This window comes from Pseudomonas sp. QLc11A, from assembly GCF_052112305.1.
Lineage (GTDB): Bacteria > Pseudomonadota > Gammaproteobacteria > Pseudomonadales > Pseudomonadaceae > Aquipseudomonas > Aquipseudomonas laurylsulfatiphila.
In genome coordinates this window covers 520,798-534,362 of the sequence record NZ_JAVAJJ010000001.1, presented here as the reverse complement: position 1 = coordinate 534,362, position 13,565 = coordinate 520,798, and the positions used below count along the sequence as shown (strand labels likewise).

12 protein-coding genes are annotated in these 13,565 nt (G+C 58.1%); 3 read left to right on the top strand and 9 right to left on the bottom strand.

Annotated elements, in window-relative coordinates:
• Positions 1–146: 146 nt before the first annotated feature.
• From fabA to Q8X48_RS02490, 3 genes are all read left to right on the top strand, one after another.
• Positions 147–662 carry a 3-hydroxyacyl-[acyl-carrier-protein] dehydratase FabA gene (gene fabA, locus Q8X48_RS02500; protein WP_003227150.1) on the top strand — a complete coding sequence of 172 codons (516 nt, stop codon included), beginning with the start codon at positions 147–149 and terminating at the stop codon, positions 660–662.
• 11 nt (positions 663–673) lie between these two features.
• Positions 674–1,894, top strand: a complete 1,221-nt coding sequence (gene fabB, locus Q8X48_RS02495) for a beta-ketoacyl-ACP synthase I (protein ID WP_015096439.1) — start codon at positions 674–676, stop codon at positions 1,892–1,894.
• 404 nt (positions 1,895–2,298) lie between these two features.
• A complete protein-coding gene (locus Q8X48_RS02490) occupies positions 2,299–2,487 on the top strand; it encodes a hypothetical protein (RefSeq protein ID WP_007974549.1) in 189 nt (62 codons plus the stop codon).
• 57 nt (positions 2,488–2,544) lie between these two features.
• Here the strand turns inward: Q8X48_RS02490 and Q8X48_RS02485 are convergent, their stop codons facing one another.
• From Q8X48_RS02485 to Q8X48_RS02445, 9 genes are all read right to left on the bottom strand, one after another.
• On the bottom strand, positions 2,545–3,492 hold the full coding sequence (locus Q8X48_RS02485) for a hypothetical protein (protein ID WP_126047060.1): 948 nt from the start codon (positions 3,490–3,492) through the stop codon (positions 2,545–2,547).
• Between the two features lie 187 nt (positions 3,493–3,679).
• Positions 3,680–4,222: a DUF2058 domain-containing protein gene (locus tag Q8X48_RS02480; protein WP_015096441.1), complete on the bottom strand. Its 543-nt coding sequence runs from the start codon at positions 4,220–4,222 to the stop codon at positions 3,680–3,682.
• 28 nt (positions 4,223–4,250) lie between these two features.
• Positions 4,251–5,084 carry a nucleoside triphosphate pyrophosphohydrolase gene (gene mazG, locus Q8X48_RS02475; protein WP_407799326.1) on the bottom strand — a complete coding sequence of 278 codons (834 nt, stop codon included), beginning with the start codon at positions 5,082–5,084 and terminating at the stop codon, positions 4,251–4,253.
• 126 nt (positions 5,085–5,210) lie between these two features.
• Positions 5,211–7,454 (bottom strand): GTP diphosphokinase, encoded by a 2,244-nt coding sequence (relA, locus tag Q8X48_RS02470; protein WP_015096442.1) that lies wholly within the window; start codon positions 7,452–7,454, stop codon positions 5,211–5,213.
• A gap of 122 nt (positions 7,455–7,576) precedes the next feature.
• Positions 7,577–8,929, bottom strand: a complete 1,353-nt coding sequence (gene rlmD, locus Q8X48_RS02465; RefSeq protein WP_407799325.1) for a 23S rRNA (uracil(1939)-C(5))-methyltransferase RlmD — start codon at positions 8,927–8,929, stop codon at positions 7,577–7,579.
• Positions 8,929–9,831, bottom strand: coding sequence for a cysteine synthase CysM (gene cysM / locus Q8X48_RS02460; RefSeq protein ID WP_015096444.1), 903 nt, complete (start codon positions 9,829–9,831; stop codon positions 8,929–8,931). Before cysM ends, rlmD begins: the two co-directional genes overlap by 1 nt.
• Positions 9,832–10,604: 773 nt before the next feature.
• Positions 10,605–11,216, bottom strand: coding sequence for a hypothetical protein (locus tag Q8X48_RS02455; protein ID WP_407799324.1), 612 nt, complete (start codon positions 11,214–11,216; stop codon positions 10,605–10,607).
• Between the two features lie 76 nt (positions 11,217–11,292).
• Entirely contained in the window at positions 11,293–12,651 is a 1,359-nt protein-coding gene (locus tag Q8X48_RS02450) for a histidine kinase sensor domain-containing protein (protein ID WP_407799323.1), read from the bottom strand.
• Complete coding sequence (locus Q8X48_RS02445; protein ID WP_407799322.1) at positions 12,641–13,360, bottom strand: response regulator transcription factor; 720 nt, start codon at positions 13,358–13,360, stop codon at positions 12,641–12,643. Before Q8X48_RS02445 ends, Q8X48_RS02450 begins: the two co-directional genes overlap by 11 nt.
• Between the last annotated feature and the right edge of the window lie 205 nt (positions 13,361–13,565).

The window sequence follows — 13,565 nt, the reverse complement described above, 5'->3', positions numbered from 1 at the left end:
GCACAAGTGTACATTCATGTCCTTGGTGCTGTGACTTTCACCACAACGCAATAGTCTATGAGTAGGCTGCCGGTTCGAGGCATGAACGCTTCGATCGGCCGGGAAGATTTGCCCCACCTGCCGCATGGGACTATTGAGGAGCTCGCATGACCAAACAAAACGCCTTTACCCGGGAAGACCTGCTGCGCTGCAGTCGCGGTGAGCTGTTCGGCCCTGGTAACGCGCAACTGCCCGCCCCGAACATGCTGATGGTTGATCGCATCACCCTGATCAGCGAAGAAGGTGGCAAGTACGGCAAAGGTGAATTGGTCGCCGAGCTGGATATCAATCCGGACCTGTGGTTCTTCGCCTGCCACTTCGAAGGCGATCCGGTGATGCCGGGCTGCCTGGGCCTCGACGCCATGTGGCAACTGGTCGGTTTCTTCCTGGGCTGGCAAGGCCTGCCGGGCCGTGGCCGTGCGCTGGGTTCGGGCGAAGTGAAATTCTTCGGCCAGGTCCTGCCGACCGCCAAGAAAGTCACCTATAACATTCATATCAAGCGCGTCCTCAAAGGCAAGCTGAACCTGGCCATCGCCGATGGTTCGGTCACTGTCGACGGTCGCGAAATCTACACCGCCGAAGGCCTCCGGGTCGGCGTGTTCACCTCCACTGACAACTTCTAAGGGTTATCCGCATGCGCCGCGTCGTTATCACTGGTCTGGGCATCGTTTCTTGCCTGGGCAATGACAAAGAGACCGTCTCCGCTAACCTGCGTGCAAGCCGCCCTGGCATCCGGTTCAACCCGGAATATGCCGAAATGGGTCTGCGTAGCCAGGTTTCCGGCTCCATCGACCTCAACCTTGAAGAACTGATCGATCGCAAGATCTATCGCTTCGTCGGCCACGCGGCAGCTTATGCCTACCTGGCCATGAAAGACGCCATTACCGACTCGGGCCTGACCGAAGAGCAGGTTTCCAACCCGCGTACTGGCCTGATCGCTGGCTCCGGTGGCGCATCGACCCTGAACCAGATGGAAGCGCTGGACATCCTGCGCGAAAAAGGCGTCAAGCGCGTCGGCCCATACCGCGTCACGCGGACCATGAGCAGCACCGTTTCCGCTTGCCTGGCCACTCCGTTCAAGATCAAGGGCCTGAACTACTCCATCGCCTCTGCCTGCGCCACCAGTGCTCACTGCATCGGTACCGCCATGGAACAGATCCAGATGGGCAAGCAGGACATCGTCTTCGCCGGTGGCGGTGAAGAAGAGCACTGGAGCCAGTCGTTCCTGTTCGACGCCATGGGCGCCCTGTCCAGCAAGCGCAACGACACTCCGGAACAAGCCTCCCGTGCCTACGACGCCGACCGTGACGGCTTCGTCATCGCCGGCGGTGGCGGCATGGTCGTGGTCGAAGAGCTGGAACATGCTCTGGCCCGCGGCGCGAAGATCTACGCGGAAATCGTCGGCTACGGCGCGACCTCCGACGGCTACGACATGGTCGCCCCGAGCGGCGAAGGCGCAATCCGCTGCATGCAGCAGGCGCTGTCCACCGTCGACACCCCGATCGACTACCTGAACACCCACGGCACCTCGACTCCAGTCGGCGACGTCGCGGAAATGAAAGGCGTGCGTGAAGTGTTCGGCGACAAGGCTCCGGCCATCAGCTCCACCAAGAGCCTGTCGGGTCACTCCCTGGGCGCCGCCGGCGTTCACGAAGCGATCTACTGCATGCTGATGATGGAAGGCAACTTCATTGCCGGCTCCGCCAACATCGACGAACTGGACCCTGAAGTGGCCGACCTGCCGGTGCTGACCAAGACCCGCGAAAACGCCACCATCAACACCGTGATGAGCAACAGCTTCGGTTTCGGTGGCACCAACGCCACGCTGGTACTGAAGCGCTGGGAAGGCAAGTAATTTCCCGCTGCTGAGCCGCACATGAAAACGCCCCGACTGGTTCGGGGCGTTTTTTTTGCCTTGAGAAAAACCCAGAACAGATGCAAGACCTGTGGGAGCGAGCTTGCTCGCGATGAGGGAGTGCCAATAAACATCATTGCCGTCTGATCCACCGCCATCGCGAGCAAGCTCGCTCCCACAGTTCCAGTGCTCGACACTGGATTTTCGGAGCTTCCAACATGAAGCTTTTGTCATGAAACCAAAAGCCCTGCGACCGAATGTCGCGCGTTTAGCGGGCTGCAGGACTGTTTCCGTTTTTGCAAAAAACCGTTACCAAACTCAGTCATTTACTTAGCAAGCTACCAAACTCTATAACAAAGGCCTGCACACGCCTTGCTGCAGATAACAGAGATTGGAGCTAGCAGATGACTGTCAAAGTGACTGAACGCGACGATTCACATAAATCCCACGAGGGTGTAGCCGCCGGCATCCGGATCTGGGACGTGCACCAACAAGACCTGCTGGTCGGTATGTTCCATTCCGAGGCCGACGCGCAAAACTACAGGGCCGAACTGGAAATGCTCGAGCGCAAACGCGAGCTCGCAACCGGTTGAAAACAGACTCCACCACGGTGCGGCCTGCCCTTTCCAGCTGGACAGGCCGCATCCACATCAGACAACCTCGATCAGCGTCAAATGTAGGTCATCTTCGATCGGCACCGAAGGGACACTTTCAACAATCCAGCCCGCTTGAAGCCTGACCACCTCGACGTCGCCATCGCCCATTCCGTCATTGCGGATCGAAAACTGCAGCGAAGACGGATGACGCTTGGCATAGTCGAAACTCATGCCGCAGGCGATCAGGAAATCGATTTTTGCCTCGGTCAGTTCAACTTGAATGTCGCGCTCACCTTCTTTGAGACTGGAGTAATCCAGGCACAAGTTGATTGCAAAAGGGCAGCCATTGACGAGGCTATTGATGAACCGCCCTTCATAACCCCCGAAATAACTGTGTTCAGCCCGCACGCTGCCGAGCTTCTTCACCCTGACTTCGATTTCCTCGGAAATCTTGAACAGCCAAAAGTCACCATCCGAAGCCAGGTGCTTGCCAAAATCGATACCTGATACATGGCGCTTTGGCCACATCGACATCAAAGGTATATCGACTTCATATTCTTTATTGGTGATCGTCAGCAAGTAATTAATAACATCGTAATAACTCGATTCACCTTCTCCTACCTTGATGAGTGTCGCACAGCTTCCCGCCAGCAATACAATCTTGCCATAGCGTTCCACTGGCAGTTCGGTCATCAACAAAGCTATACACGCTGGCACTTTCTCCAGATAGGCAGAGTTCAGCTCATGGAGCTCCTCTTCATTGCGGACCTCGCGCCAGGGAATGTTCCAGAAGAACTCAGGCAGGGTAAAGAAAACACAAGCGGTCTCGCCATGATCCTCGCGAGCAGCTTTTGCAGCGATCTTGATTTTTCGGCGTACAAGCTCGGCACGAGCGACAAGTTCATCGTCCAGATAATCGTGAATGGATTGCCCGAGCGGTCGCGCCTGTGAAAGCTGCGACTTGAAAGTGGATTGGCGTAACGAAGCGATACTGACAAACATTTATTCCATCCTTGGATACTAAAGTTCATTCCAATTGCTTTCTCAAGACACAAACACCCTTATAAAAAGATATTATTTCCTGACAAAAGAAAACCCAAAAGATCGTATCGATACAATCTTTCGGGCTCAATGTATAAATCATGCAAAGTACTAGCAAACATGTAAGCCTGCTAGAACATTGAATCTGTTACCACATCAGGTCATCAGGAATCTTATAGGCCGCGTACGGATCGTCCTCGGCGATGACCTCTTCAGTCTGCACATTGAGCTGCACGATGCGCTGCGGATCGCGCTCCTGAATCTTCAGCGCCGCCTCGCGCGGAATCACTTCGTAGCCGCCAGCGTGATGCACGATGGCCAACGATCCGCTGCTGAGCTTGTTGCGCATCAGGGTGTTGACGCAGATGCGCTTGACCTTCTTGTCGTCGACGAAATTGTAGTAATCCTCGGTCGTCAGTTTCGGCAGGCGCGAGACTTCGATCAGTTGCTTGACCTGCGCGGCACGGGCCTTGGCCTCGGCTTTCTCCTGCTGCTGGCGGTTGAGTTCCTGATCGCGCTTGACCTTCTCGGCCATGGCTTCCTGCGCCGCGCGCTGCTGGGAGTCATCCAGCTCGATCTGGCCTTTGTGGGCCAGGCGCTGTTGTTTCTGCTTGTCTTTGCTGACCTGCTTGGCCTGCTTCTGGTTGACCAGCCCTGCTTTGAGCAACTGGTCGCGAAGGGAAATGCTCATGGTGCTTATTACTCACTTGGGCCACGGCTCAACCGCAGCTGGGCAAATTCTTTTCCTGACGTTTGGCTTCGCCCCACAAGGCGTCCAACTCTTCGAGGGTGCAATCTTCTATGGGACGACGGGTATCGCGCAATGCCTGTTCGATAAAACGAAAGCGTCTTTCAAACTTGCCGTTGGCACCACGCAGTGCGGTTTCCGGATCAACCTTGAGATGCCGCGCCAGATTGACCACGGAAAACAGCAGATCGCCGATCTCGTCGGCCACGGCTTCGGGATCGTTTTCCGACATGGCTTCGAGCACTTCATCGAGCTCTTCACGCACTTTATCGAGCACCGGCAAGGCGTCCGGCCAGTCAAAGCCGACCTGCCCCGCGCGTTTCTGCAATTTTGCCGAACGGGACAGCGCCGGCAATGCAGCGGGGACGTCATCGAGCAACGACAACTGTTCGGGTGCCGAAGATTTCTCCGCGCGCTCTTGCGCCTTGATCTCTTCCCAGCGCTGCTTGACCTGCTCTTCACTCAGGCGCGGGACATCCAGAGGCGCATACAGGTCACCGGTGGGGAACACGTGGGGATGACGGCGGATCAGTTTGCGGGTGATGCTGTCGACTACGCCGACGAATTCGAAGCGCCCTTCTTCGCGAGCCAACTGGCTGTAATACACCACCTGGAACAACAGATCGCCCAGCTCGCCCTGTAAGTGATCGAAGTCACCGCGTTCGATCGCGTCGGCGACTTCGTACGCTTCCTCAAGGGTGTGCGGGACGATGGTGGCGTAAGTTTGCTTGATGTCCCATGGGCAACCGTACTGCGGGTCGCGCAGGCGGTTCATCAGATGTAGCAAATCTTCAAGTGAATACATCGATCAATCTCTGCCCGCTCTTTGTAGGAGCGAGCTTGCTCGCGAAGAACCTGAGGACGGCGCGTTTAACCTGATTGCTCGCGTCATCGTTAACGTCCATCGCGAGCAAGCTCGCTCCTACATGTCTTATGGTGTCCGGTTACGCCGCGTTTCGATGATGTTCGGCAACTGGGAAATCCGCCCCAGCAACCGCCCCAACGCATCCAGCCCCGGAATCTCGATGGTCAGGGACATCAGCGCGGTGTTGTCCTCCTTGTTCGAGCGGGTGTTGACCGCCAGCACGTTGATCCGCTCGTTGAGCAGCACTTGCGACACATCACGCAGCAAACCGGAACGGTCGTAGGCGCGAATGACGATGTCCACCGGATAGGTGAGCACCGGCACCGGCCCCCAACTGACCTGGATGATCCGCTCCGGCTCGCGCCCGGCCAGCTGCAGCACCGAGGCGCAGTCCTGGCGGTGAATGCTCACGCCACGCCCCTGGGTGATGTAGCCGACGATGGCATCGCCCGGCAATGGCTGGCAGCAGCCAGCCATCTGGGTCATCAGGTTGCCGACGCCCTGGATCTGAATATCCCCGCGCTTGCCCGGTTTGTAGCCCGTGGCTTTGCGCGGAATCAATTCCAGCTGTTCGTTGCCGCGCTCCGGCTCGACCAGTTGCTGCGCCAGGTTGACCAGTTGCGCCAGACGCAAGTCGCCGGCACCGAGGGCGGCGAACAGGTCTTCGGCGGTTTTCATGTTGGCCTTGTCGGCCAGCTTGTCGAAATCCACTGCCGGCAGACCGAGGCGATTGAGCTCACGCTCAAGCAGGGTTTTACCGGCCGCGACGTTCTGATCACGAGCCTGCAGCTTGAACCAGTGAACGATCTTCGCCCGTGCCCGCGACGTGGTGACGTAACCCAGGTTCGGGTTCAGCCAGTCACGGCTCGGGGTGCCGTGCTTGCTGGTGATGATCTCGACCTGTTCACCGGTTTGCAGGCTGTAGTTGAGCGGCACGATGCGCCCGTTGATCTTGGCGCCACGGCAGTTGTGGCCGATTTCGGTGTGTACGCGGTAAGCGAAGTCCAGCGGCGTCGCCCCTTTGGGCAAGTCGATGGCGTGGCCGTCCGGGGTGAAGATATAGACCCGGTCGGGCTCGATATCGACCCGCAGCTGTTCGGCCAGGCCACCGATGTCGCCCAGCTCCTCATGCCATTCGAGCACCTGACGCAGCCAGGAGATTTTCTCTTCGTAGTGATTGGAACCGGACTTGACGTCGGTACCCTTGTAGCGCCAGTGCGCGCACACGCCGAGCTCGGCTTCCTCATGCATCGCGTGGGTGCGGATCTGTACTTCCAGCACCTTGCCCTCAGGCCCGATCACCGCCGTGTGTAGCGAGCGATAGCCGTTTTCCTTGGGGTTGGCGATGTAGTCGTCGAACTCTTTCGGGATGTGCCGCCACAGGGTGTGGACAATGCCGAGCGCGGTGTAGCAGTCGCGCATTTCCGGCACCAGCACGCGAACGGCGCGCACGTCGTAGATCTGGCTGAACTCCAGGCCTTTGCGCTGCATTTTGCGCCAGATCGAATAGATGTGTTTGGCCCGGCCGCTGATGTCGGCATCGACGCCGGTGGCCTGCAATTCGTTTTTCAGCTGGCTCATCACGTCGCTGATGAAGCGCTCGCGATCCAGTCGCCGCTCATGGAGCAACTTGGCGATCTGCTTGTACTGGTCCGGCTCCAGGTAACGGAAGGACAAGTCTTCCAGTTCCCACTTGATGTGGCCGATACCCAGGCGGTGGGCCAGTGGCGCATAAATGTCGAAGACTTCACGGGCCACGCGGTTGCGCTTTTCGTCATCGGCGGTTTTCACCGCACGGATGGCGCACGTGCGTTCGGCCAGCTTGATCAGGGCGACGCGAACGTCATCGACCATGGCCACCAGCATCTTGCGCAGGTTTTCCACCTGGCCCTGGGTGCCCAGCACCAGGGATTTGCGCGGGCTCAGGCTGTCGCTGATCGCGGCCATGCGCAGCACGCCATCGATGAGTTTGGCCACCACCGGACCGAAGCGCTGGCTGACCGCCGGCAACTTGATCTGGCCTTCGCGTACGCCTCGATACAGGATCGCGGCGACCAAAGAGTCCTGGTCGAGTTTGAGATCGGCGAGGATCTCGGCGATTTCAAGTCCGGTACGGAAAGTCGAATTACCTTCCGACCACAGATTCTGTGCCGCATTGGCTTGTTGTTCGGCCTCGCGAGCGTACTCGCAGGCTTCCTTCAAGGCTTCGCGATCCAGTGCCAGATCGACACTCACCGCGTGATCGAGCCAAGCCTCGAGATTGATACTGCCGTCAGTGTTGATCGGCTGGTGTGCTCTCACCTGTACCATCTTGCTTACCTTCCCTACGACGCAGATTCAATGCGTCAAATCGCTGACCTTCGTTGCCTGTGCGCCCACGTCGGGCTCGGTGCGCGGCTGCACGGGCGGGCCAGTCGGACCAGACGAGCGTCCTAGCTCGCTTCAAATAACGCCATGGCCTCGACATGTGCCGTTTGAGGAAACATATCGAGAATCCCGGCACGTTTTAACCGGTAGCCCTGCTTGATCAATTCGACCGTGTCGCGCGCCAGCGTTGCCGGGTTGCATGACACATACACCAACCGCTCGGCGCCCAGGGTCTTGAGCTTGCGCACAACCTCGAAAGCACCGTCACGCGGTGGGTCCAAGAGTACCGCACAAAAGCCTTCGGCGGCCCATTCTGCGCCCGTCAAAGGCTGGGATAAATCGGCCTGAAAAAACTTCGCGTTATGCAGATTGTTGCTAGCCGCATTCGCCGCCGCCCGGTCGACCATCACCTGCACACCCTCCACTGCCACCACTTCGCGAGCAGTCTTGGCCAGCGGCAAGGCAAAGTTGCCCAGGCCGCAGAACAGATCGAGTACGCGCTCATCCGCCGTCGGCTTCAACCAGTCCAGCGCCTGGGCGACCATCGCTTCGTTGACGCCAGCGTTGACCTGGATGAAATCTCCCGGCCGATACGCCAGCTCCAGGTCCCACTGTTCAAGACGATAGCCCAGCGACTGGTCAGCCTCGACCGGTTGCGGTTCACCGTCGCCATGCAGCCACAACTGGGCCTCATGGAACGCGCAGAAATCCTTGAGGATGGTCATGTCACTTTCAGACAACGGTGCCATGTGCCGCAGCAAAACCGCCAGCGTCGAGCCGCTGAACAACTCCACATGCCCCAGTGCCTGAGGTTTGCTCAAGCGCCGCAGCATTTCCGGCAAGCGGGTCATGATCGGTTGCAAGGGCTGTACCAGCACCGGGCATTCATCGATGCCGATGATGTCCTGGCTGCCGGCGGCACGGAAACCGACTTCGAGTTTTTTCGCCTTCATGTCCCAGCGTACCGCCACGCGGGCGCGACGCCGGTAGGCGAATTCCGCACCGCTCAAAGGTGGCGCCCACTCTTCGGGTTCGACGCCCGCGACCTTCGACAACTGCTCGGCGAGCATGCGCTGTTTCAGGGCAAGTTGTTCGTTATGAGGCAGATGCTGCACGCTGCAACCGCCGCAACGGCCGGCATGGGCGCACGGTGCCGGGCGGCGCAATTCGCTGGCCTTGAACACCCGTTCGGTGCGCGCCTCGACCACTTTGCCGTGGGCGCCGAGCACACGCGCTTCAATCTCTTCACCGGCCAATGCACCGATGACGAACCAGGTGCGGCCTTCGAAAAACGCGATGCCGCGACCGTCATTGGCCAGGCGCTCAATGGTCAGGCGCTGCTTTTTGCCGGTCGGGATTTGCGGGGCCTTGCTGCCACCGGTAGGCTGGAAGCGCAGGCCTCTTTCATGCTTGGCCATCAGTTGGGCGCGTCGAAAATGCCGGTCGACAGGTAACGGTCGCCACGGTCGCAGATGATCGCGACGATCACCGCGTTTTCAACTTCTTTGGACAGGCGCAGCATTGCCGCCACGGCACCGCCCGAGGACACGCCACAGAAAATGCCTTCTTCGCGGGCTAGCCGACGGGTCACGTCTTCGGCTTCGCTTTGGGCCATGTCGACGATCCGGTCCACGCGGTCAGCCTGGTAGATCTTCGGCAGGTATTCCTGAGGCCAGCGGCGGATGCCCGGGATCGCCGAGCCTTCCATCGGTTGCAGGCCGATGATCTGCACGTTGTCGTTCTGCTCTTTCAAGTAGCGCGACACGCCCATGATGGTCCCGGTGGTGCCCATGGAGCTGACGAAATGGGTGATGGTGCCCTCGGTCTGACGCCAGATTTCCGGGCCGGTGGTGGTGTAGTGCGCTTCGGGATTGTCACCGTTGGCGAACTGATCCAGTACCTTGCCGCGACCTTCGGCTTCCATCTTCTGCGCGAGGTCACGGGCGCCTTCCATGCCCTGTTCCTGGCTGACCAGGATCAGCTCGGCGCCATAGGCGGTCATGGCCGCCTTGCGTTCGGCGCTGGAGTTGTCCGGCATGATCAGAATCATCTTGTAACCCTTGATCGCCGCGGCCATGGCCAGGGCGATCCCGGTGTTGCCCGAGGTCGCTTCGATCAGCGTATCGCCGGCGTGGATCTGCCCGCGCAGTTCGGCGCGGGTGATCATCGACAGCGCCGGACGGTCCTTGACCGAACCCGCCGGGTTGTTCCCTTCGAGCTTGAGCAAAAGGGTATTGCTGGTGGCGCCGGGCAGGCGCTGCAAACGGACCAGCGGAGTGTTGCCGACGCAATCGGCGATGGTTGGGTACTGCAAGGTCATGGCGTATTCGCAATCCAGACTGCGGGGGCGCCTATCATACCGGCAAACGTTCGCAGACCATATCACGCAAAGTGTGGTGCTTATGGCTAATGGGAATAAGGCTGGTTATTGATCCGGCGTCCTGCCCGGACCAAGCAGAGAGCTGCCCCCATTAAATGGCTCTCGGAAGTCCTCGATCCATATGAACGAAAAACTCACTCCATCAGAAATTTCCTGCAACCCATGACGGCATGCATGAACTAGTTGGCAATGGTTTTCATGGATAGTCTTTTGTAACGCGGAATGTGCACTTCACGCAATTCCGTGCCATTTACCACATTGATGACCATTTCAAATGAGCATAGAGATGAAAACACTTTTTGCGCTTTCTCTCGCCAGCCTGATTCTGGCGAGCACTCAAGCTTCGGCAGCATGTACCAGCATTCTTAATACCTACAATGGAACCGTCCCCGCCAACTCGTTCGTTATCGCACAAGGCCCTTTTACGATAACCGGTGCAAACGGATGTCGACAGGCCAATATTTCCGCCACCATTACCGCCTCAGGCGCGGGCTCTGCCCCGAAGCTATACATTGATAGGCAAACAGGTTCAACCTGGACTGAAGTCGCTGGCGGCACTGGAAATACGGCCTCGGTACTTGGACCACTGGGGACTTACAGAGTACGCCACGAGAATACACTTAATACGGAAAGACAATACTCTGGAACCACACGCTATGCTCGATGAGCAATAACTCGTCGGTACCCGTCAATATTTTCGGGTACCGACTTACTCAAGCCTGAATACTGATGAACAGGTCATTTCTAGCTGAGTTCGCAAAATAGGAGAGCGCGTTTATCGCCTGATTGGCGCCCAGCAGCATCCTCGTCACAATCTTGAATGACTCCTGATGAGCATACATAGGCCATGCGCGTGCGTACGCCTTGTTATCACCTAGCTTCTGGTTAAACATAGCGATCGCATTAAACCTGACGTCCTTCTCAGTTTGATGACCATTTTTATCAGTTGCCATATTACCCGATATAAAAACACATGCCACATCCTCATCTATCAGTTCAAGCTCAAAAAGCCTTGACCCAATCCTTGCCAACTCATTGGTACTTATCGACGTAAAATCGCACCCTCTTATCATATCTTTCAGCGCGCCTATTGCAGACTCGCTTTTCAAACTCAATGCATCAGCAGCATCGATTGCATTGGTTATTGTGTAAGCATTTTTTGTTTCGTAAGGGTTTTTTATGACATAGGCATCGGCTTGCATTGACATGACGGGTGTTCTTATTAAGACATTCATTGACGCTCCTCCTTGATGTTTATCTGCAAGGTAGATATCGCCCGTCAAATTGAGGCCTTGAGCCCCTTTTTCTAATTTCAGAACTTTCATACACCAAGCATTACTTGCCGCGTAGGATGCATCCGAATTAGTTGTATGAACGCAGCCCAATCCGGTTTTCACCACATTAATCTGGCGATTTATTAGCCAACAACCGTATATTCATCTGTAATCCGCGCTCGGTGTTCTGCGCCCAAAGTTTCCCGCCCTGACGCCGCACCGCATTCCTTGCAATACTCAATCCCAACCCAAACCCGCCATCCCCCGGCCGCGACCCATCGAGGCGGGTAAATGGCAGGAAGATCCGCTCTAGATCGGCTTCAGCCACGCCACCCCCCTGATCCTCCAACCACAGATGCCAATACTCACCATCGCGTCGCCCGGCCAGCCGGACAATGCCGCCAGTGGGTGAATGGCGAATGGCATTGCGCAGCATATTTTCCAGCGCTTGAGCCAGGGTGTTGAGATGACCGCGCACCCAGCAGGATGCATCCACCGTGCATTGCAGCCGAGTATCAGGCCAACCACTTTCATAGCAGGCATTCTCCGTGAGCATCTCCCACAGCGCCTGGATCTGGATCGCTTCGTCGGGCAAACGGGTGCGTTCGGTGTCCAGCCAGGCCAGCTGCAGCGTGTCTTCCACCAGACGCTGCATGCCATCGACCTCCCGGCCGATGCGTTCGCGCAACAGCTCCAGCCCCTGCTCACTTTCACTGGCCACCCGCAAGCGGCTCAGGGGCGTGCGCAATTCGTGGGACAGGTCGCGCAGCAGTTGCTGCTGCAAGGCCACGGTACTTTGCAGGCGTTCAGACATGTGATCGAACGCCCTGCCCAGCTCACCCAGTTCATCCGAACGTTTGGTGGTCCGGCTCGAGAGCCGTACGTTCAGTTGATCGGCACGCCAGGCATTGGCCTGCTCACGCAAGTGGTTGAGTGGCACCACCAGCAAACGGTAGAGCCCGACGCACAGCAGCAAAGTGAACAGCCCCGGAATCACGCCGTTGGTGATCACCCGCCAGAACACCCGGTATTGCCCAGGCAGAAAGCGTTCGGGCAACTCGATCACCAGGCTGCCGGCGGACGAGTCACCGGGAAACGGTATGCGCATCCACGGCCGGCCTTTCTTGTGGATGGGCCAATCGAGGCCGCGTAAAAAAGTCAGGCGTTCGACTTCCTTGTCCGTCAACGACTGATTGCTCAAGGACTGCAAATCACCGTCGATGACACCGACCCAGCCTTTTTCCCGCTGATGCATGCTCTGCAGCCAGTCATCGACACCGGCGCTCTGGCGCTGCTGCCATGCCTGCTCGGCCTCGGCAGCGTAGCGCGTAAGGGTGCCGCGGGCCTCATCGGAGAGGAACTGGTTGCGCTGTTCCATGTAACGGCCCCAGGACCAACTCAACCAGATCATCAGCAGACAGAACGCGACCAATAGACAGGCCAGTTTCCAGAACAGCGAATGCCTGCCCGGCAAGTTACATTTCATCGGCGGCGCTCAGGATGTAACCCTTGCCCCAGACGGTGCGCACTTCGCGCTCGGTGTAGCCAATGGCCTTGAGCTTGCGGCGGATCTGGCTGATGTGCATGTCCAGGCTGCGGTCATGGGCCGCGTAACCGCGCTGCAGCACCTGCTGATAAAGGAAGGCTTTGCTCAAGACTTCGTCGGCGTTGCGGTGCAGTGTCTCCAGCAATCGGTACTCGCTGCGGGTCAGCCCGCCCGCCTGCTCGCCATAAAACACCTCGAAGCTTTCATCGTCGAAACGCAGGCTGTCCATCGAAGGGGCTGGCACTGCGGGGACCGGGCGGCGGTCGAGGGCCACCCGCCGCAGAATGGCTTCGATGCGCACCCGCAACTCCACCATGCTGAAGGGCTTTGGCAGGTAATCGTCGGCCCCCAGGCGAAAGCCGCTGATGCGGTCGGCCTCGGCACCGAGGGCTGACATCAGCAACACCGGGGTGGTATGGCTCTGGCGCAATTGGGTCAGCACCGCCAGACCGTCCAAGCCCGGCAGAAGAATATCCATCAGCACCACGTCGAAAGGTTGCCGCCGGGCCATGTCCAGGCCTTCCTGGCCGTTCTGGCACCAGGTCACCTGGAAGCCGCTGCGGTCCAGATGCTCATGAACGTAGGCGCCGAGCACAAGGTCGTCTTCGATGGACAGGATTCGGGGGAGACCGGCAGTGATGGGAGTCATGACTATCTGCAAACAATTCTCAGTTGAATGATTATTCAAGATTGCCTCGCCAGGGGCAACCCACCGCTTGGCTGTATCGCCAATGACCTGCGCGGGCCGACGAACGGCAGCCGCATTTTTACGAAGATTGCCCGCGAGCAAATCGCTACACTGCGCAAGTGCTGCACGACGGATATATGTGCAGGTCTATGAACAGCGGGATGCA